Source organism: Faecalicatena faecalis, assembly GCF_012524165.2.
GTDB lineage: Bacteria > Bacillota > Clostridia > Lachnospirales > Lachnospiraceae > Faecalicatena_A > Faecalicatena_A faecalis.
In genome coordinates this window covers 71,933-92,717 of record NZ_JABACJ020000012.1, presented here as the reverse complement: position 1 = coordinate 92,717, position 20,785 = coordinate 71,933, and the positions used below count along the sequence as shown (strand labels likewise).

Annotated in this window: 22 protein-coding genes; 20 read left to right on the top strand and 2 right to left on the bottom strand. The window is 44.9% G+C overall.

Annotated features, from left to right (window positions below; translation table 11 throughout):
• The first annotated feature begins 7 nt into the window (after nt 1-7).
• From HGO97_RS13285 to HGO97_RS13225, 13 genes are all read left to right on the top strand, one after another.
• Nucleotides 8-1,228 carry a BaiN/RdsA family NAD(P)/FAD-dependent oxidoreductase gene (locus HGO97_RS13285; RefSeq protein ID WP_216242478.1) on the top strand — a complete coding sequence of 407 codons (1,221 nt, stop codon included), beginning with the start codon at nt 8-10 and terminating at the stop codon, nt 1,226-1,228.
• A complete protein-coding gene (locus HGO97_RS13280) occupies nt 1,221-2,846 on the top strand; it encodes an NAD(P)/FAD-dependent oxidoreductase (protein ID WP_216242475.1) in 1,626 nt (541 codons plus the stop codon). The genes HGO97_RS13285 and HGO97_RS13280 overlap by 8 nt, the downstream gene beginning before the upstream one ends.
• Before the next feature lie 79 nt (nt 2,847-2,925).
• Nucleotides 2,926-3,624 (top strand): RadC family protein, encoded by a 699-nt coding sequence (gene radC, locus HGO97_RS13275; protein WP_216242472.1) that lies wholly within the window; start codon nt 2,926-2,928, stop codon nt 3,622-3,624.
• An 80-nt stretch (nt 3,625-3,704) separates the two neighbouring features.
• The gene (locus tag HGO97_RS13270; protein WP_216242471.1) at nt 3,705-4,727 is read left to right on the top strand and encodes a rod shape-determining protein; all 1,023 of its coding nucleotides are present in this window, start codon (nt 3,705-3,707) and stop codon (nt 4,725-4,727) included.
• A gap of 1 nt (nt 4,728) precedes the next feature.
• Nucleotides 4,729-5,595, top strand: coding sequence for a rod shape-determining protein MreC (gene mreC / locus HGO97_RS13265; RefSeq protein ID WP_216242469.1), 867 nt, complete (start codon nt 4,729-4,731; stop codon nt 5,593-5,595).
• 31 nt (nt 5,596-5,626) lie between these two features.
• Nucleotides 5,627-6,160 (top strand): rod shape-determining protein MreD, encoded by a 534-nt coding sequence (mreD, locus tag HGO97_RS13260; protein ID WP_216242467.1) that lies wholly within the window; start codon nt 5,627-5,629, stop codon nt 6,158-6,160.
• Nucleotides 6,153-9,008 carry a penicillin-binding transpeptidase domain-containing protein gene (locus tag HGO97_RS13255; RefSeq protein ID WP_216242465.1) on the top strand — a complete coding sequence of 952 codons (2,856 nt, stop codon included), beginning with the start codon at nt 6,153-6,155 and terminating at the stop codon, nt 9,006-9,008. The genes mreD and HGO97_RS13255 overlap by 8 nt, the downstream gene beginning before the upstream one ends.
• A gap of 39 nt (nt 9,009-9,047) precedes the next feature.
• Nucleotides 9,048-9,692, top strand: a complete 645-nt coding sequence (locus tag HGO97_RS13250; protein WP_216242463.1) for a septum site-determining protein MinC — start codon at nt 9,048-9,050, stop codon at nt 9,690-9,692.
• Between the two features lie 34 nt (nt 9,693-9,726).
• Entirely contained in the window at nt 9,727-10,518 is a 792-nt protein-coding gene (minD, locus tag HGO97_RS13245) for a septum site-determining protein MinD (RefSeq protein WP_216242461.1), read from the top strand.
• 12 nt (nt 10,519-10,530) lie between these two features.
• Complete coding sequence (locus HGO97_RS13240) at nt 10,531-10,740, top strand: cell division topological specificity factor MinE (protein ID WP_216242459.1); 210 nt, start codon at nt 10,531-10,533, stop codon at nt 10,738-10,740.
• Complete coding sequence (locus HGO97_RS13235; RefSeq protein ID WP_246597438.1) at nt 10,737-11,879, top strand: FtsW/RodA/SpoVE family cell cycle protein; 1,143 nt, start codon at nt 10,737-10,739, stop codon at nt 11,877-11,879. The genes HGO97_RS13240 and HGO97_RS13235 overlap by 4 nt, the downstream gene beginning before the upstream one ends.
• 14 nt (nt 11,880-11,893) lie before the next feature.
• A complete protein-coding gene (locus HGO97_RS13230) occupies nt 11,894-12,289 on the top strand; it encodes a methylglyoxal synthase (RefSeq protein ID WP_216242458.1) in 396 nt (131 codons plus the stop codon).
• 42 nt (nt 12,290-12,331) lie between these two features.
• On the top strand, nt 12,332-13,387 hold the full coding sequence (locus HGO97_RS13225; RefSeq protein WP_216242456.1) for a D-alanyl-D-alanine carboxypeptidase family protein: 1,056 nt from the start codon (nt 12,332-12,334) through the stop codon (nt 13,385-13,387).
• Nucleotides 13,388-13,650: 263 nt separating this feature from the next.
• On the opposite strand, the gene HGO97_RS13220 is transcribed toward HGO97_RS13225, so the two are convergent.
• Nucleotides 13,651-13,854 carry a DUF378 domain-containing protein gene (locus HGO97_RS13220; protein ID WP_216242454.1) on the bottom strand — a complete coding sequence of 68 codons (204 nt, stop codon included), beginning with the start codon at nt 13,852-13,854 and terminating at the stop codon, nt 13,651-13,653.
• 139 nt (nt 13,855-13,993) lie between these two features.
• Between HGO97_RS13220 and HGO97_RS13215 the strand changes: the two genes are divergently transcribed.
• The 7 genes from HGO97_RS13215 (at nt 13,994) to HGO97_RS13185 (ending at nt 19,875) form a co-directional block, all read left to right on the top strand.
• Nucleotides 13,994-15,376: an HlyD family efflux transporter periplasmic adaptor subunit gene (locus HGO97_RS13215; RefSeq protein WP_216242452.1), complete on the top strand. Its 1,383-nt coding sequence runs from the start codon at nt 13,994-13,996 to the stop codon at nt 15,374-15,376.
• Between the two features lie 74 nt (nt 15,377-15,450).
• On the top strand, nt 15,451-16,143 hold the full coding sequence (locus HGO97_RS13210) for a YggS family pyridoxal phosphate-dependent enzyme (RefSeq protein WP_216242450.1): 693 nt from the start codon (nt 15,451-15,453) through the stop codon (nt 16,141-16,143).
• A gap of 70 nt (nt 16,144-16,213) precedes the next feature.
• Complete coding sequence (locus HGO97_RS13205; protein WP_216242448.1) at nt 16,214-16,744, top strand: cell division protein SepF; 531 nt, start codon at nt 16,214-16,216, stop codon at nt 16,742-16,744.
• A 24-nt stretch (nt 16,745-16,768) separates the two neighbouring features.
• Complete coding sequence (locus HGO97_RS13200) at nt 16,769-17,572, top strand: YlmH/Sll1252 family protein (protein WP_216242446.1); 804 nt, start codon at nt 16,769-16,771, stop codon at nt 17,570-17,572.
• A 60-nt stretch (nt 17,573-17,632) separates the two neighbouring features.
• Nucleotides 17,633-18,157: a signal peptidase II gene (gene lspA, locus HGO97_RS13195; RefSeq protein ID WP_216242445.1), complete on the top strand. Its 525-nt coding sequence runs from the start codon at nt 17,633-17,635 to the stop codon at nt 18,155-18,157.
• Between the two features lies 1 nt (nt 18,158).
• A complete protein-coding gene (locus HGO97_RS13190) occupies nt 18,159-19,079 on the top strand; it encodes an RluA family pseudouridine synthase (RefSeq protein WP_216242437.1) in 921 nt (306 codons plus the stop codon).
• 148 nt (nt 19,080-19,227) lie between these two features.
• Nucleotides 19,228-19,875: a cytidylate kinase-like family protein gene (locus tag HGO97_RS13185; protein ID WP_216242435.1), complete on the top strand. Its 648-nt coding sequence runs from the start codon at nt 19,228-19,230 to the stop codon at nt 19,873-19,875.
• Nucleotides 19,876-19,981: 106 nt separating this feature from the next.
• On the opposite strand, the gene HGO97_RS13180 is transcribed toward HGO97_RS13185, so the two are convergent.
• The gene (locus HGO97_RS13180) at nt 19,982-20,716 is read right to left on the bottom strand and encodes a tRNA lysidine(34) synthetase (RefSeq protein ID WP_216242433.1); all 735 of its coding nucleotides are present in this window, start codon (nt 20,714-20,716) and stop codon (nt 19,982-19,984) included.
• Between the last annotated feature and the right edge of the window lie 69 nt (nt 20,717-20,785).

Genomic DNA, 20,785 nt, shown 5'->3' with positions numbered 1-20,785 from the left:
ATCACTTATGACGAGAATCGCAGTAATCGGAGGCGGTGCATCCGGTCTGATGGCGGCTGTCACAGCGGCAGAGAACGGAGCAGAAGTTCTGCTTTTGGAACATAAGGACCGGGTGGGGAAGAAGCTTCTCTCCACCGGGAACGGAAGATGTAATTTTACGAACCTAAAGCAGGAGCCAGTTTGTTACCATTCCGAAAATCTGCTGTTTCCCTGGCAGATCATCGAAAAATTTAATGCACAGCAGACCATTGCCTTTTTTCTTAAGCTGGGCATCTATTCTAAGAACCGCAATGGATATTTGTATCCTCATTCTGATCAGGCGTCCGCTGTACTGGATGTTCTGCGAATGGAAGCAATACGGCTTCATGTCGACATTCAGACAGAGGTCCACTGCCGGGAGATTCAGCCTGTAAAAAAAGGATTTAAAATCTGCACGGACCAAGGAGCGTTCTCCGCTGATAAGGTCATCCTTGCAGCAGGCTCAAAGGCTGCCCCTGCATCTGGTTCAGACGGGTCTGGGTATACACTTGCGAAGAAGCTGGGGCACCGTCTGATTCCGGTACTGCCGTCCCTTGTACAGCTTTGCTGCAAGGAGAATTTCTATAAGGGTATCGCAGGGGTCCGGGCCAACGGAAGGGTCTCCATCTATGTCGATGGAGAATGTCAAGCGGCAGACACGGGCGAAATCCAGTTGACCAACTATGGAATCTCTGGAATCCCTGTTTTCCAGGTCAGCCGTTATGCCTCAATCGGGCTGTATGAAAAGAAAGAAGTAACGGCCGTTCTTAATTTTATGCCGGACTTTTCGAGAGAACAATTCATAACATTCTTAAAAAACAGGATTTCTTCCAGACCTCAGAAGACGATGGAAGAATTCTTGGTCGGTCTGTTTCATAAAAAGCTGTCTGACCTCTGGTTAAAGCTTGCAAAGATAGAGCGCAGCAAGAAGGCTGGAGATTGTACCGAAGCGGAAATCACAAGGCTTTCTGCACTCATTCAGGGCTTTAGGACAGAGGTGACAGACACCAAATCCTTTGAACAGGCCCAAGTGTGCAGAGGCGGTGTGGACACAAAGGAAGTGCACGCAGAGACGTTGGAATCGCTTTATGTGCCGGGCTTGTACTTTGCAGGGGAAATCCTGGACGTGGATGGTATCTGCGGAGGATACAACCTGCAGTGGGCATGGTCCAGTGGGTATGTTGCAGGAAAGGAGGCCTCCCATGCTTAGGATCAATCAGTTAAAACTGCGTCCCGGCCACAGCCAGAAAGATTTAGAGGAGAAAATATTGAGGTTTCTCCATATCCCGGAGGATGCCCTGCTGGATTACCAGATTTTCAAACAATCTATAGATGCCAGAAAGAAGCCGGATATCTTTTTTTCCTATACCATCGATGTAAAAGTAAAGCAGGAGAGCAGCGTGCTTCGTAAGATGAAAAAACAGGTCCAGAAGATTACCCGTACCCCGTATCAGCTTCCAGCTTCCGGGGATCAGACCTTATCTTTTAGACCTGTCATCGTCGGCAGCGGCCCTGCTGGTCTGTTCTGCGCCTATCTGCTTGCCCAGGCTGGATTTTGTCCACTGGTCCTGGAACGCGGTGCAGACGTAACGCAGCGGCTTTTAGATGTAGAAGCATTTTGGGAGAACGGGCGTCTAAATCCCTCCTCGAACGTCCAATTTGGGGAAGGCGGTGCAGGCACCTTCTCGGATGGGAAATTAAATACTTTAGTGAAGGATGCGCAGGGAAGGAATCGTTATGTCCTGGAGACCTTCGTGAAATTTGGGGCGCCGGAATCAATTTTATATGAACAGAAACCCCATATAGGCACGGATATCCTGATTCATGTCGTAAAAAGGATGCGGCAGCAAATCGAAGAGCTGGGGGGAGAATTTCGTTTCCACAGCCAGTTGACAGATCTGCTGTTACAGACAAAGCATCCAGAGGGTCCTTTCAGCGTCAGGGGAATCCAGATCAACGGCTGCGAGGAGGAGGCCGCGGAAGTGGTCATCCTGGCCATCGGCCACAGTGCCCGCGATACCTTTCAGATGTTATATGAGAAGCAAATCTCCATGCAGGCAAAAGCCTTTGCAGTGGGAGTCCGCATCGAACATCCACAGGCAATGATTCAGGCCTGCCAGTATGGGGAAGGAGCACCAAAGGAGCTGCCGACTGCTTCCTATAAGTTGACCGCCCAGCTTGAAAATGGACGCGGTGCCTATACCTTCTGCATGTGTCCGGGCGGCTATGTCGTCAATGCGTCCTCTGAGGAGGGGCGTTTGGCAGTAAATGGGATGAGCTACCACGGCCGTGATGGAGTGAACGCCAACAGTGCAGTGATCGTCACAGTCACTCCTGAAGATTATGGAAGCTCACATCCTCTTGCTGGAGTCGAATTTCAGCGTATGCTGGAGGAGCGTGCTTTTGCACAGGGACAGGGAAAGGTTCCCGTTCAGTGCTTTCAGGATTTCTGTGAAAATAGAGTGTCTGAACAGTTCGGCGAAGTACTCCCTCAAATCAAAGGAGCCTGCACGATGGGCAATGTACGCGCCATTTTCCCGGAAATATTAGGAGCCTCTCTGGAAGAGGGCATCCGTCTGATGGATCACAAAATTCATGGGTTCGCCAGGGCAGATGCAGTGCTTTCCGGGGTCGAAAGCCGTACCTCATCTCCTATAAAGATAGAACGAAATGAAGAATTTGAAAGTAATTTGGGCGGAATCTACCCTTGTGGGGAAGGGGCTGGATATGCCGGTGGAATCACCTCCGCCGCCATGGATGGGATGAAAACGGCGGAAGCCATCATCCGCAGATATGCGCCTTTCCACAAAGTCTTCACAAAAATTTAAGAATGCAGACCTATACATGAATTTTAATTTATGCTAAAATAAATCATTGTATTGCAACATCCGCAGTCAGGTATGATGTATGAAAGAAAACAATACGATGAAAGAAATGGTGGAAGAAGAGCGGCCATATGAGAAGTGCATGAGGTTTGGGGCGAGTAATTTAACGGATAGTGAATTACTGGCTGTTTTGCTGCGTACAGGTACCAGAGGAGAGAATTCCCTCAGACTTGCAGATAAGCTTTTGCATCCTGCATTTTCAACAGAGGGTATCTTGAATATCCATCAGTGGACACTGGAGCAGTTGATGCAAATCAAGGGCATCGGAAAGGTGAAAGCAGTCCAGATTCTATGCCTGTCGGAACTTGCCAAGAGGCTCTCAAAGGCCAGTGCACTGGCAGGACTTGATTTTTCTACGCCGTCTTCTATCGCACAATATTATATGGAAGACATGAGGCATAGCAGACAGGAGTCTATGAAGCTTCTTCTGCTGGATACAAAGTCAAGATTGATCTCAGATACAGATATTTCCAAAGGAACAATCAATTCGGCGATTCTTTCGCCAAGGGAACTGTTCGTAGAGGCCCTCAAGAAGAATGCTGTCTCCATTGTCCTGCTCCACAACCATCCAAGTGGTGACCCAAAGCCGAGCAGAGCAGATGTCCTGACGACCAAAAGGGTATATGAGGCAGGGATTCTGATCGGGATTGAATTGTTGGATCATATCATTATCGGGGATAATTGCTATTACAGTATGAGGGAACAAGAGCTTTTATCATAGATGCAGGTATTTTAAATTTTGATAAAGGAATAGGCGGATGAAAAAATCTGCCTGATATGAAATAAGGGGAAGTGTAACATATGGCCAGGAATGTATATGGACTAGATCTGGGGACTTATGAGATAAAAATATTTGATAAGAAGAAAGATAAAATTTGGAAAGCAAAGAATGTTATTGCCATGAAGGATAAGAAGTATATCTTTTCTACTGGCAATGAGGCATATGAGATGTATGAGAAGGCACCCGATAATATTCAGGTCGTCTTCCCAATGAAGAATGGTGTCATTGCACATTTTGATGATATGCAGTATCTGTTGCAGACCTTGCTGGATACGGACAGACAGTTTTCCAGGGGAGCAGAATATGTAATTGCCGTACCGACAGATGTGACGGAGGTGGAGAAGAAGGCCTTCTATGACCTGGTGTTCCATTCCAGTGCCAAGGCAAAATCAGTGCGAATCGTAGAACGGGGCATCGCAGAGGCCGTAGGCATGGGAATTGACATTTGGAATGAGAAGGGAATCTTCATCGCCAATTTCGGCGGTGAGACGACAGAGCTTTCTGTACTCGCATCAGGCGGTATGGTATTGAACAGGCTGATTAAGATTGGCGGTGTCCATTTTGATTCCGCCATTGCCAATCTGGTCCGGCATAATCTGGATTTCCTGATCGGACGGCTGACAGCAGAGACGCTGCGAAAGGAATTTGGTGTGTTCGAGGAGGCGGGCGATGCTTCCCTTCAAGTCGCAGGCCGGAACCTGCTCACGGGAGTGCCGCAGCAAGAGTCTATTCCCATCGGAATCGTAAGGGCGGCTATGAAGGAACCACTGGCAGAGTGCGTGCGTTCCATCAAGTCTCTCTTAGACCGTACACCGCCAGATGTCCGAAGGGGCATTGATGAGAAAGGAATTTATCTGACCGGAGGACTCGCGAACCTAAGGGGACTTTCTACATACCTTGAGGAGAGCACCGGCTTAAAGGTAACCATGATTCAAAATCCAGAATTATGTGCGGTTTCAGGATTAAAAAAGATGATTTTGAATAAAGAGTATAAGAAGTTAACATATTCTATGTTAGATGAAGATTATAGGTGGCTGAGATAATATGAAAAAGAAAAATCAAACCTCTTCAAAAAGTAAATACTATCTGGCAGGGCTGTGTCTGTTCTGTATTCTTTTGATGGTACTGTCATTCTTCTATGATAAGGCAGGCGCTCCATTCAAAGGAATCGCGAGCGTGACCATCATCCCGATGCAGAAAGGGATCAATCAGATCGGCACCTGGCTTGGCGACATTAGTGATAATTTTGATACACTGCAGGAGGTCCGAAAGGAAAAGGATGCCCTCCAGGACAAAGTAGATGCTTTGATTACGGAGAATAACAACTTACAGGAAGAGAAGTATGAATTGGAGCGTCTTCAGGCGCTGTATAAGCTTGACCAGAACTATGCAGATTATGAAAAGACAGGAGCCCACGTAATCGCGAAGGATTCCGGGAACTGGTTCAGCACCTTTACGATTGATAAAGGAAGTAAGGACGGCATCAAAAAGAATATGAATGTCATGGCAGGCAGCGGCCTGGTGGGTATTGTGACAAAGGTCGGCCCCACCTGGGCAACAGTGCGTTCTGTGATTGATGATTCCAGTAATGTCAGTGCCATGGTCCTGTCCACCTCTGACAGATGTATGGTCAGAGGTGATCTCTCCCTGATCAACGATGGGAAGATTCGATTTGAGCAGATGGAGAACAATGAGAATAAGGTCCAGGTAGGCGATCAGATCGTGACCTCCCATATCAGTGATAAGTATCTCCAGGGAATCCTCATCGGTTATGTTAGCGAGATTACTGTTGATTCCAATAACCTGACCCGTTCAGGATATATCACTCCGGTGGTAGACTTTAAGAACCTACAGGAGGTATTGGTCATTACGAAGACCAAGGCGGATCTGACAGGTACAGAGAAAGAATAAAGAGTCGGCAAAGAAAGGAGGAATCTGACCGATGAAAAAGATGAAAGCGAAAAGAATCGGTGTGACAGCAGTCATTGTAATCGTCTGCTATCTGCTCCAGTGCACCTTGTTCTCACACTTGACACTGGCATCCATCAAGCCGAATCTGATAATCATCGTAACGGCGGCTTTTGGATTCATGAGAGGACCGAAAGAAGGAATGCTGGTCGGGTTTTTCTCCGGCTTGATGATTGATATCCAATTCGGCAATATCCTGGGGTTCTATGCCCTGATCTATTTGCTGCTCGGTTTTATCAACAGTCTGTTCGAGCAGGTATATTACGACGAAGACATCAAACTGCCGCTGGTCCTGATCGCGGCCAGTGAATTCCTGTACGGGCTGGTCATCTATCTGCTGATGTTCATGTTGCGCAGTGAATTTGATTTTATTTATTATTTGAGCCACAATATCATTCCCGAGCTGATCTACACGATTGTAGTCGCTCTCGGGGTGTATCCATTAATTTTATTTATAAACCACAAGTTAGAAGCAGAAGAAAAAAGGAGTGCAAGTAAATTTGTTTGAGCGTATAAAAGATACTGTATTTCGAATTGTTAAATCACGTCTGTTTGTGTTGATCCTTGCATTCTGTGCTCTGTTTGCAATTCTGGTGAACCGCGTGTTCTATCTGCAGATCGTGAAGGGGCAGTATTATATGGACAACTATAAACTGCAGATTTTAAAGACAAGGGAGATTCCCGGCACCAGAGGGAATATCTATGACCGTAATGGGAATCTTCTTGCATATAATGAACTGGCTTATTCTGTCACCATTGAGGATAATATCACCGGGGAGGATCGAAACGAGATTTTGAATGGAATCCTGGAGAAGATCATCTCAATCGTAGAATCGAATGGGGACTCTGTGATCAGCGACTTTGGCGTCGTATTAGATTCCGCTGGAAATTATGAGTTCTCCCAGACCAATGAGACCTTGAAGCTGCGTTTTATCGCCGACGTCTACGGACTCAAGACCATTGATGAGCTGACGGAAAAGCAGAGAAATGCCTCCGCTGCAGATATCATGAAGTATCTGTGTACAGACGAGGTCTATGGATATGACCTGGATATGAAGAAGATGGACAAGGCCTACCTTTTAAAAATGGTCAACCTAAGATATGCCATCAACCTGAATAGTTTCCAGAAGTTCATTCCGACCACGCTTGCCACAGATGTTAGTGATGAGACAGTGGCTGCCATCATGGAGAACCTGGATGAACTGGACGGCGTGGATATTGCGGAAGATTCCATGCGCCGTTATACAGACAGCAAATATTTTGCTTCCATTATCGGATATACAGGAAAGATTTCTCAGGAAGAATACAATGCCCTGGATAAGGACCAGAAAAAGAAGTATTCCCAGACCGATATTGTCGGTAAGGCAGGATTGGAACAGACCATGGATGAAGTTCTTCAGGGAACTAAAGGAAAGAAGCAGTTCTATGTAGATAGTGTCGGTAAAGTGACGGATAAAGTCAGCAGTAAGGACCCGGAGGCCGGCAATGACGTATACCTGACGATTGATAAAGACCTGCAGGAGCAGACCTATCAGCTTCTGGAGGAAAAGCTTGCCGGAATCGTACTGTCCAAGCTGCGCAATGTCATGAACTATGATCCGAGCCAAACCAGCGATTCAAGCCAGATCATCATTCCAGTCGACGATGCCTACAATGCTTTCATTGCCAATGAGATCATCGATGAAAGCCATTTTGGGGCAGACGACGCCAAGACAGTAGAAAAACAAGTATACCAGAAGTTCACAGAAAGAAAGTCCTCTGCGATCACAGAGATCATCAACGAAATGAACAATAGTGGTGCCAAGGCCTACAAGGACCTTTCCGATGAGATGAAGGCATATATGGATTATATTTCCATCGATGTCCTTCAGAAGGCTGTCGGAATCCTCATACCCGATAAGATCGACACCAATGATGAGGTTTACAAGCAGTGGACAACGGATGAGACGATCAGTTTGAATAAATATCTGAATTATGCGATTTCTAAGAACTGGATTGATACTTCCAAGCTGTCCGATTATATTTCCGATGAGAAATATTCGGATTCCGCCGAAATTTACCAGGGAATTTTAACATTTTTACAAAATTATTTGGATTCAGATGTTAATTTCGACAAACTTCTCTACAAATATCTTATAAAATCAGGTAGTATCAGTGGAGGACAGATCTGTGCCATTGTGTATGAGCAGGGAGTCCTGCCGATGGACGAGGCTGCCTATAAAGGACTGGCAAATGGAAGCGTAGATTCCTACGGCTGGCTTTATCAAAAGATCCAGAGCCTGCAGATCACACCGGGACAGCTAGCCCTGGAGCCTTGTACAGGTTCTGCCGTAGTCAGTGATCCGAACACCGGAGAAGTTCTGGCGTGCGTATCCTATCCGGGATATGATAATAACCGGCTGGCGAATACGATGGATTCCAAGTACTATAATCAGCTTGTGACCGGGCTTTCCCGTCCATTCTACAATAATGCGACGCAGGAGAGAACAGCTCCCGGATCTACCTATAAGATGATATCTGCCGTGGCAGGACTGACAGAGGGCGTGATCTCTCCAGACAGCTATATTAGCTGCGGTGGAGAATTCGATAAGGTTACACCGAGCCCAAGGTGCTGGATCTATCCAGGCGGGCATGGTCCGCTGGAGGTAACAGGAGCCCTTATGCACTCCTGTAACGTCTTCTTCTATGAAGTGGGGTATGACCTGGGACTGGATAAAGACGGAGACTACGACAGCGACCAGGGTGTGGAAAAGCTCGCAAAATATGCAAAGGAATTCGGCCTCGGTGAAAAGTCCGGGATTGAAATTCCAGAATCCGAACCCCGGATTTCCGATGAATATGCCGTACAGAGTGCAATTGGACAGGGCACGAATAACTTTACGGTCAGCCAGCTCAATCGATACGTTGCAACTGTTGCAAACAAAGGAACTGTATATAATCTGTCTCTGTTAGATAAGACGACGGATGTCAATGGCAAGATCATTAAGAAGTATGAACCTGTTGTTGCTAATGAAATCACAGATGTCAGCAGCACTACTTGGAATCTGGTGCATCAGGGTATGATTGCTATGATTCAGGATACTCCTAGTTTTTCAGGACTTGGAATCGAGATGGCTGGTAAGACAGGTACCGCACAGCAGAGCGCCCTTCATCCAGACCACGGTTTGTTCGTCGGCTTCGCACCGGCAGATAAACCTGAGATTGCAATCGCAGTACGTATTGCAAATGGTTACAGTTCATCCTACGCTGCAGAAATCGGCAGAGATATTGTAAGGGCAAACTTTAAGCTCGCTGATAAGAAAGAGCTGATCACAGGTTCTGCCGCACAGCTTGGTACAGCCATTGCAGGCGATTAATCCTGCATGTTGATATACTTAAAAAGGATGTGAATATACATGGACAGGCTGGTAACAATTAAAAGCAACCGCTATGGAATCGAAGTTCACCTGAATCCAGAGGTATCCTTTGATACCTTACTGGAGAGTGTCGCCTCCAAATTCAAAGATTCTGCAAAGTTCTTTGAGGGGGCGAAAATGGCAGTTACGTTCTTAGACCGTAAAATGTCAGATCAGGAGGAACAGACGGTTCTGGACGTGATTGCAGAAATCACGGGCATTGACATCGTATGTGTCATTGACCGTGATGAGACCAATGAAATGACATACAAAAGCATTGTGGAAAACACGCTCACAAATATCCAAAAAAGGGAAGGGCAGTTCTACAGAGGAACTCTAAGCAAAAGACAAGTACTTGAATCCGATTCGAGCATCATCATATTAGGAGATGTAGAGCTGGGAGCGAAGGTCATCGCAAAAGGGAATGTTGTCATCGTTGGTTCCCTGTCCGGCAGTGTTCATGCAGGGGCATCAGGAAACAGGGAGGCATTTGTCGTTGCTCTTTCCATGCAGCCTAAGCAGCTTCGAATCGGTGATATTGAGGCAAAGCGGCAGGTCATCTATCAAGAAAGCCTAAGCATCAGAGGGCCGAAGATTGCCGTGGTCGACGGACGCCGGATCTACGTAGATCCACTTGTAGACTAATCTTGGGAATAAAAGCTGTAGGAGGAAGAAAAACATGGGAGAAGTTATTGTCATTACATCAGGAAAAGGCGGAGTCGGAAAGACGACTACGACAGCAAATATAGGAATCGGCTTGTCGCAGATGGAGAAGAAGGTCATTGTCATTGATACGGACTTAGGCCTTCGAAACCTGGATGTGGTCATGGGGCTTGAAAACAGGATCATCTATAATCTGGTTGATGTGATAGAAGGAAGCTGTCGTTTAAAACAGGCCCTGATCAAGGACAAGCGTTTTCCAGAATTATATCTGCTTCCGTCTGCGCAGACGAAGGACAAGACAGCCGTCTCTCCAGAACAGATGCGCAAACTGATTGCAGACTTAAAGGACGAATTTGATTACATACTTCTGGACTGTCCGGCTGGAATCGAACAGGGATTTGAGAATGCTGTGGCAGGCGCTGACCGTGCCATTGTCGTGACAACTCCAGAGGTATCCGCGATCCGGGATGCAGACCGGATCATTGGTCTTCTTGAGTCACATGGAATTAAAAGGAATGACCTTATTATCAACCGCCTCAGAGTGGATATGGTCAAACGGGGCGATATGATGTCCGTGGAGGACGTGACAGAGATACTTGCAATCAATCTGCTCGGTGTCATCCCGGATGATGAACAGGTCGTCATTGCAACGAATCAGGGCGAACCAATCGTTGGGGCAGGATGTATGTCCGGTCAGGCATACTTAAATGTATGCAGAAGAATCCTGGGAGATGACATCCCGATTACAGATTTCAGCAAGCCGGAAGGATTTTTTGCAAAAGTTTCCAGCCTATTTAAAAAGAACTAGGAGGGAAATTATATGAGTGTACCATCTGTTCACGTTGCAAAAGAAAGACTTCGGACTCTGCTTATGGCAGACAGGATGCAGTGTACACCCGAAACGGCGGAAAAATTTTCTTCAGATATCTACCATACGGTTTCCAAATATCTGGAGGTAAAGCCGGAAGATTTTAACATTAAGATAACACGTTCAGATATACATATAAAGATTACAGGAGAAAACTATTGAAACTTCAATTGAAACCCTATTTGCAGAAACTCAAACAAAGATATCATTTAAAAGATTACAAGTTCACCCTCGTTGCACTTGTGACAGCAATCTCCATCATTGGGATTTTTGTAGTGGGAAGCGCGCAGGCAGCCGTACAGGGAAAGCAGATTGCCGGAGTGGTCATGGGAACATGTGCGATGGTCGTCATTTCCCTGATCGATTATAAATGGGTATTGAACTGGTACTGGCCTTTGTACGGCCTGAATATCGTCCTGCTCCTGGCAGTGCGTTTTTTTGGTGAAAAGGTAAATGGTGCTACCAGATGGCTGAATTTAGGTTTTGTCCAATTTCAGCCTTCTGACTTAACGAAGATTATATTGATCCTGTTCTTTGCAAGGTTTTTTATGGACAGGGAACAGCAGGTGAACACGAAAAAGACGATCATACAGGCAGTGGCCCTATTGCTGCCGTCCCTGATCCTGATATATAAACAGCCGAACCTGTCCAATACGATTTGTATCGCAGTCTTATTCTGCATCATTCTATATCTGGCCGGACTGAGCTACAAATTTATCGGGACGGTCCTGGCCATTGCCATACCGACCGCGGCACTGTTCTTGAGCATTGTGGTACAGCCGAACCAGCCATTCTTAAAGCAGTATCAGCAGAACCGTATCCTGGCATGGCTGGAGCCGGAGAAATATGCCACGGATGAGGCCTATCAGCAGATCAACTCGGTCATGGCTATCGGCTCGGGGCAGTTAACGGGAAAGGGCTATAATAACAATACAACGACCTCTGTAAAGAACGGAAACTTCATTTCCGAACCGCAGACAGACTTTATTTTTGCAATTATTGGGGAAGAATTGGGATTTGTGGGTTGTTGTGTGGTCATAATTTTGTTATTATTAATTGTAATAGAATGTATTCTAATTGGGGTAAAGGCAAAGGACACTGCGGGGCGCCTCATATGCGGCGGAGTCGCCACACTGATCGGAGTTCAGACGTTCATCAACATCAGTGTGGCTACACAGATTTTCCCGAATACAGGGATTTCCCTGCCATTTGTAAGTGCAGGAGTCACATCCATTATCTGCTTCTACATGGGAATTGGCTTTGTGCTCAATGTCGGTTTGCAGCCTAATAAATATCAGTAGAGGAGACATAAGATATGAACATCGGATTAGTGGCACATGATGCCAAAAAGAAATTAATGCAGAACTTCTGCATCGCTTACAGGGGGATTCTAAGCAAACATCACTTATTCGCAACGGAGACTACAGGGGTATTGGTCGAGAGCGTAACGAACCTGAATATACACAAGTATCTTGCCGGACATCTGGGTGGGAATCAGCAGATTGGTTCCCAAATTGAGCATAATGACATGGATCTGTTGATTTTTTTCCGCGATCCGCTGACTCCACGTTCTCATGAACCGAATGTCAATGATATTGTAAAGCTATGTGATATCTATAATATTCCAATGGCTACCAATATAGCAACTGCAGAAGCACTGATTTTAGCATTAGACAGAGGAGATTTGGACTGGCGTGAGATGTATAAGTAATAAAACCAATGCTTTGGCCCGGAACGAAAGGAGCGCTGTCCTATGAGTGAACAGTTGAACCGTAACCGGTCCAGAGCAAGAAGGAGAAGACATAAAAGACGCAGGAATAGAAGCAGAGGACCACTCGTTGCGGGAATTCTGATTGGAATCCTTGTTCTGGGGGCTGTTGGATTCCTTTTATCCGGCAGGCTATTTCGCCCCGCCTATGACCAGGCGGCAATCTATGAGAACACGCATTATGCACAGGGAATCTATAAGGGAGAGCTCTTTGCTGCAAATCTGTGTGTGACAGATCAAGATAAGGCCATGGATGGTTTTAGCGATGACACCTCGCTCCATGCGGCCGGTCTTTTTGACCTGAACAAAAAAGAGGTATTGTATGCTTATCACCTCCATGACCGTCTGTTCCCAGCCAGTACGACCAAGATCATGACAGCATATTTGACCTTAAAGTATGGGAATCTGGATGATGTGGTGACAGTCAGCGCCAATGCGACAGATTTTTCATGGGATGAACAGGTCTGTAATCTAAAGACTGGGGATCAGGTGACACTTTATGACCTGCTATGCGGGCTGGTTCTGCATTCGGGGAATGACTGCGCTGTAGCGATAGCAGAACATATTTCCGGAAGCGTGGAGGCTTTCGCAGACCTGATGAACCAGGAGGCAGAAGCGCTGGGAGCAACGAATACTCATTTTGTGAATCCTCATGGGCTTCACGAGGAGGACCATTATACAACGGCATATGATCTGTACCTGATGTTCAATGCGTGTGTGGCTGACCAGCGTTTTTTGGATATCATAGCGATGGATTCCTATACAGGGACATTGACTGGGGATGATGGTACCGTACGTACAGAACAATGGCTGCCATCCAATTATTATTCTCTTGGAGAAGCAGATGCACCTGCAGGAGTCAATATTTTCGGTGGTAAGACAGGTACAACGGATGAGGCCGGTTCCTGTGTCATACTATATTCACAGGATATGGAGAATAACCCTTATATTTCAGTTGTTATGGGCGCAGATGATAAGACCATTCTATATGACGATATGACCCAGCTTCTTGCAGCTGGTATTACAGGCGGATTAAAATAAAGATTTAGGCCCGCCTAAATTTCGCATCGAAGCGCGGCCTCTTGCGGCCATCTTCCTTTTGCGCGAAGTGAGCACCCCCCGGAGGGTTTTTATTATATAGAATAGTTCTTCGAACTTTCCTATATATAAAAGAAAAGCAGAAACTTACATTGTAACCACTTTGATGGGTGTAAGTTCCTGCTTTTCTTTTATTCTTACTTCATAGTACTTTCTGCTGGTGCCTTCTGCACGAAAAGCATTTTTCTTTTCATGTATTTGTGCTTTTACTCGGAATCATTGTTGATTCTGCCATACAGGCTGATCAGATAGAGGCCGCAAAGACCGACTAACGTATAAATTATTCTGGAAAGCCAGCTTAAATTTCCAAAGAGAAAGGCTACTAAATCGAATCGAAAAATACCAACCAGAAGCCAGTTGACTGCTCCAATGATCACAAGTGTTAAAGCAGTATTATCAAACCACTTCATTTTATTTCCTCCTTTTCAATATCAATGCTTTTATTATTGCCACAAAAACTGGAAATATACATTTAAAAATGGTATACTGATAAAGTTATCAAAGAATCAAATATTTTTTGCAGGAATAAAGTACAGGAGGAATATAGATTTGGCATCACGGAAGAATAATTCCATCAGTATCAGCAAGTATAAAAGAAAGCGGGAAATGAACGTCGGTATTTTTATATTTGCGATTGTTTTTATTTATCTGATTGTAACAATCATCATGTATGCCTCGTCGAAAAAGATTTCTGTGTATGAAGTACGTGAAGGAAGTATCCTGAAAGACAATTCCTATACAGGACTTGCCATACGCGAGGAGACTGTGATAAATGCCGAGAAGACCGGATATATCAATTATTTTCAGAACGAAAGAAGTAAAGTAAGAGCAGGGATGAATATTTACGCCGTCACATCTGGCAAACTGTCCTATAACAGTGATGTACAGACCGAAGGTGTATCTTTAAGTACGGAAGAGATGAATTCCCTGGCAGTTAAGACCCAGAATTTTAATGAGAACTTTAATCCACAGAAGTTTTCATCCGTCTATGCACTTAAGAATGATATCTCAAATACGCTGCTTGATGCGTCCAATCAGACCAAGACAGCCCAGATGGATGCAGTGATTGCACAAAATGGCAGCAAGGCTGATATATATACAGCCGAAAGAGATGGCCTCTTTGTTCTGGATTTTGACGGATATGAAGTTCTGGATGCAGATACGTTTGACAAAGCTGATTTTGACCAGAGCAAGTATAAGAGGACAAGCCGTGAGGATAATGTACAGGTAAAAAAAGGAGATCCTGCCTATAAGCTGGTCACCAGTGAGAATTGGTCTGTTATTGTCCCTCTTGATAAGGAGATGGCATCCGAACTTTCCGAAGTCACCTATATCAAGACCCGCCTCAATAAAGAGAGTGAAGCAATCTGGGCGGAGTTCTCTATTCTGAAAAAGGACGGAGATTTCTACGGGAAGCTGGATTATGATAATTCTATGATCCGCTATGCGGATGAACGTTTTCTGAATGTAGAGCTGATCATGGAGGATGAAAGCGGACTGAAGATTCCCAAAAGCGCTGTCGTTGAGAAAGATTTTTATGTCGTACCTCAGGAATACATCACGACTGGGGGCAACAGCTCCAGTTCAGGTGTTATGATACAGGATGGAAGCGGAGAACCCGATTTCACAGCCGTAGATATTTATGGGACTACTGAAGATGGAAAGGTCTATCTAAGAGCAGAAGATTTAGAGAAGGGCAGTGTCCTGGTGAGGACCGATTCTTCAGAGACCTGCCAGCTTTCAGATACAAAGGTGTGTAAGGGCGTCTATAATATCAACAAAGGATATGCCGTATTCAAGATGGTAAATATACTATGCGAGAGTGATGAGTATTATATCGTCAAGGAAGGCGATACCTACGGTCTTTACAATTATGATCATATTGTTCAGGATGGAAATTCCGTGGACGAAGAGGAGGTCGTATTCCAATAGACCAACCGGATCTTAATGATCCATGAATCGCATGAAATCATATCATATTAAATGAAAGCAAGGAGTGGAGCATCATGTTAGAAGAGCAGCTAAGAGAAGTAGAAAAAAAGATACAGTCCGCATGTGATAGGGCTGGACGAAACCGCAGTGAAGTAACACTGATTGCGGTCAGCAAGACAAAACCCATACCAGTATTACAGGAGGCCTATGATTTAGGGGTCCGGGTATTTGGGGAAAATAAGGTCCAGGAACTCACTGAGAAATATGAAGCACTGCCGGACGACATTCAATGGCATATGATCGGGCATCTGCAGACGAACAAGGTCAAATATATCATCGATAAAGCGGATCTGATTCATTCTGTGGATTCTTTAAAGCTCGCGGAAACGATTGAAAAGGAAGCCGCGAAAAAGGGATTGACTGTCCGCATTCTGGTGGAGGTCAATGTTGCAGAAGAGGAGAGTAAGTTTGGGCTAAAAATCGCGGAAGTAATTCCTTTTATTGAAAAAATAGCTGCATTTCCTCATATACGTGTATGCGGGCTCATGACAATCGCACCTTTTGTTGAAAATCCCGAGGAAAACCGCCCAATTTTCGCAAATTTACATAAATTATCTGTTGACATTGAGAAGAAAAACATTGATAATGTTAATGTGAGTATACTTTCAATGGGGATGACCAATGATTACGAAGTCGCAATCGAAGAAGGCGCGACTATGGTCCGTGTTGGGACCGGAATCTTTGGTGCCAGGAATTATGTTGTTTAGGCATATAACTGGAACAGAAAGGGCTTTAAAAATAAATTATGCGCAAAAGGCATAAGATAGGAGTGTAAACATGGGTGTGTTTGATAAATTTTTGGACATCATGAAATTAAATGACGATGAGTATGATGATGATTTCTACGATGATGAATTTGATGATGACGATTTTGATGAAAAGCCTCGCCGTTCTCTGTTCGGTAAGAAGAGCAAAGATGATTACGACGATTTTGATATCCAGGACGATGATAAGAAGCTTGCACCGGCAGGCAATAAGGTGACACCGATGCGTCAGCCGGCATCCAGAAGAAATGCCAATATGGAAGTCTGTGTAGTAAAGCCGGCTTCTGTCGATGATTCCAGGGAGATCACAGAGACACTGTTAGCGGGACGTACTGTGATCCTGAATCTGGAGGGGATGGATTTGGAGATTGCACAGCGTATCATCGATTTTATCTCAGGTGCTACTTTTGCAATCAGCGGTAATCTGCAGAAGATTTCCAACTATATATTCCTTGTGACACCGACAAATGTAGATATTTCCGGTGATCTTCAGGATCTGCTCGGTGGCTCCATGGAATCAGCGAACGTAAGAGGCAGATATTAGTCAGGTACGGTAGGACATTTTTATATGTTAAAAGAAGAACAGCTATTGGAAAAGCGGCTGAGCGAGCTGTCCAGAACGGCATATCACCGCGATATTATTACATATTCGGATTTCCTGAATCTGAATGAATTGAATATTTTACATTCCCTGCCGAAAGAACAACTGTATACCAGATATGTTACTTTCGGCGGCTATGATTTAGCAGAGCGTCAGATGGCAGCCTTTCTACCTGATGCTCTTTATTTGCGTGGGATGCAGGAAGAGGGCGCAGATATGCATGGAAGCTTCATACAGGGATTATCCTTTCCCTTCCATGCACTCTCCATTGAACCACTGCATGATAAATATGCAGAAGAACTGAATCACCGGGATTATCTGGGTGCAATCTTAAATCTTGGAATTGACCGCTCCAAACTGGGGGATATTATAGTGGATGGAAAGCAGGCCGTTGTTTTCATCCATTCTTCCCTGAATGCTTTTTTGACAGAAGAGCTGACCAGGGTGCGGCATACAAGCGTACTTTTAAGGGAAATCAGCCTGGAGGATTACCATTATTCCCCGCGTTACGAGGAAATCAAAGGTACAGTGGCATCTGTCCGGCTTGACAGCCTGCTGTCACTTGCTTTTTCCTCCTCCCGCACGAAGCTGACTGGACTGATCGAAGGAGCCAAGGTCTTCGTCAACGGGCGCCTCATGACTACGAACAGTTATCAGGTAAAGGAAGGCGATGTCATATCCGTCAGGGGCATGGGAAAATTCCGCTACCAGGGAACCTTATCCCGGACAAAGAAGAACCGGATTTTTGTGGTCATTCATAAATATGTCTGATCCGCAGAATCATCTCAGCAATGAGGTGTACCATCTATCAATATCATAAAGGGACAAACTATGAACAATAAAAGTACAAAATCTATTAAAAGCTATCTGCTTGCTGTTGGTGCCTGTATTCTGCTTGTAATACTGGACCAGTTGACCAAGTGGCTTGCTGTAACTCATTTAAAGGACCAGGCTGCATTTGTGATCTGGAAGGGTGTATTTAAACTGGAGTACCTTGAGAACCGCGGTGCCGCATTCGGAATCATGCAGAATAAGCAGTTTTTATTTGCCATTGGAGCTGTTGTGATCGTCGCTCTGATTGGATATGCCTACGGAAAGATGCCGCATACAAGCAGATATTACCTACTGCGAATCTGTGCCGTACTCATTTCGGCAGGGGCATTTGGAAATCTTATAGACAGGGTACGGCTGAATTATGTCGTAGACTTTTTTTATTTTGAACTCATCGATTTTCCGATTTTTAATGTAGCTGACTGCTATGTGGTCGTAGCATGCATTATGTTTGCACTTTCCATCCTTTTCTATTATAAAGAAGAGGAACTGAAATGCTTTTCTATCGGGAAAGGATCAAAATAAGATGGAAGAATTGTATTTTACAGCGGAAATCTCGGGAGTACGCATCGATAAGTTCCTCTCAGATGCTATGCCGGACGTTTCCCGCTCCTATATACAGAAGTTATTGAAGGACGCGTATATTACGGTAAATAAAAAACAGATTAAGTCAAATTATAAGATCACTGCCAACGATGAGATTCAAGTCATCCTGCCAGAACCGGAGGTCCCCGATATTCAACCGGAGGATATCCCTCTTGACATCCTGTATGAGGACCAGGATATCCTGATCGTCAACAAACCAAAGGGAATGGTCGTTCATCCGGCTCCCGGACATTACAGCGGCACTCTTGTGAACGCGGTGATGTTCCATTGCAAAGATAACCTATCAGGTATCAACGGAGTATCCAGGCCCGGTATAGTACACCGGATTGATATGGATACTACCGGCTCTCTGATTATCTGTAAAAATGATCGTGCACATCAGGCACTGGCCGAGCAGCTTAAGGACCATCACATCACCCGCAGATATCATGCCATCGTACATGGGAATCTGAAAGAGGATTCTGGAACTGTCAATGCGCCGATCGGACGTCATCCCGTGGACCGCAAAAAGATGAGTACCCATGCCCCTCATGGGCGGAATGCCGTGACTCATTATCAGGTATTGGAGCGGTTCGGGAATTACACTTATGTGGAGTGCGAGCTGGAGACCGGACGGACCCATCAGATCAGAGTCCATATGGCCAGTATTGGCCACCCCATCCTGGGAGATCTGGTCTATGGACCGGCAAAGTGTCCTTTTAAACTCCAGGGCCAGACTCTTCATGCGAAAATACTTGGAATCACCCATCCCACGACAGGCGAATATATGGAGTTTGATGCTCCTCTGCCAGAATATTTTGTTGATCTCCTGGAAAAGCTGCGCGCTCAATCCAGAATGTAAGACAAGCAGAATCACGCAGAGATAACTGTACAATTTGCACAAAAAATATAATTTTTATTGTAATGTTGTATTTCATCTTGTATAATACACATATAAGTTATCCGACAAGGTTAACAATGCCTGGTTGACGTAAAGGAGAGTGACTGAAATGAAAACAAACACAATAATTACAATCGGCAGACAATTCGGCAGCGCAGGACGTGAAATCGGACGTAAGGTGGCAGAAGACTTTGGGATTAAGCTGTATGACAAAGAGATGCTTGCAAGGGCTGCAAAAGAAAGCGGGATCTGTGAAGAGATTTTCGAGACACATGATGAGAAGCCAACGAATAGTTTTCTGTATTCACTGGTAATGGATACTTATTCTATGGGATATCCGGGTAACACATATTCTGATATGCCGATCAATCATAAAGTATTCCTCGCACAATTTGATGCAATTAAGAAGATTGCAGATGAAGGGCCATGTATACTGGTCGGACGCTGTGCAGATTATGCATTGGAGACTTATGAGAATGTTGTCAGCATATTCATTCATGCTGATCTGGATACGCGTATCCGCCGTATTGCACGGATCTATGACCTTACGGATGCCAAGGCAAAGGACATGATCATCAAGACAGATAAGAAGCGTGCAAGCTATTATAACTATTACACGAATAAAAAGTGGTCTGATTCCGAGAGCTACGAGTTATGCCTGAATAGTTCAGCACTTGGAATTGAGGGAACTGCAAAGGCCATTGAACAGTATATCGAGTTAAAAGAAGGACTCGGTACAGGACGTCAAAAATTGTAAGAAAAATTATATAACCCCCCGGAAGTAAATCCTTTACGTGTGTTTACTTCCGGGGGTTATTGTGTAAAATGATGAATGACTGCGCCTCCCTGTTAAATGGCCTGTATTATCTAACATGTGGAATACGCTGCGGCCACCCCTTGATGTCTCCATTCAGGATAGCATGGAACATTCTTTCCCTTGTACCCGGGTGCTCCTGATTTAACTGCTTTAGGAGTTCCTTTGCATACTGACGCTTCGTATAACCATCGACAGGACATTTACTTTTCACGACTGGAAGATCATACTTATTCTTGAAACCAATTACATCCATTTCGTCGATGAACATAATCGGACGAATTACGGTCAGATCCATACGATCCAGATATGTCTTGGGCGAGAAAGAATGGAATCTTCCTTCGAATATCAAGGATAAAAGCATGGTCTCAATGATATCATCCTTATGGTGGGCATATGCCACCTTATTACAGCCCATTTCCTTTACTGCTTCATTCAGTGCACCTTTTCTCATCTTGGCACACAGGGAGCAGGGATTGGATTCCTTACGTACATGAAAGAGGATATTGTATATATCTGATTTCACAATCTTATATGGAATCTCCATCTCGGTACACAGAGCCTGTATTGGGCTCAAATCGAAGTCTTCAAATCCCAGGTCTACTGTTATGGCACTCAGTTCAAAATGCTTCGGATAAAAGCGCTTTAGTCCATGGAGAGCATAAAGGAGCGTCAGGCTGTCCTTACCTCCTGAAATTCCCACTGCAATATGATCGCCTTCCTGGATCATCGCATATTCATCAACAGCTTTTCTTGTAAAGCTTAATAATCTCTGTAACTGCATCTGTATCCTTCCCTTTCTTTGGTATTTCAGACTTTTTTATTATAGAGTGTCCGAGCAGGAAATACAAGA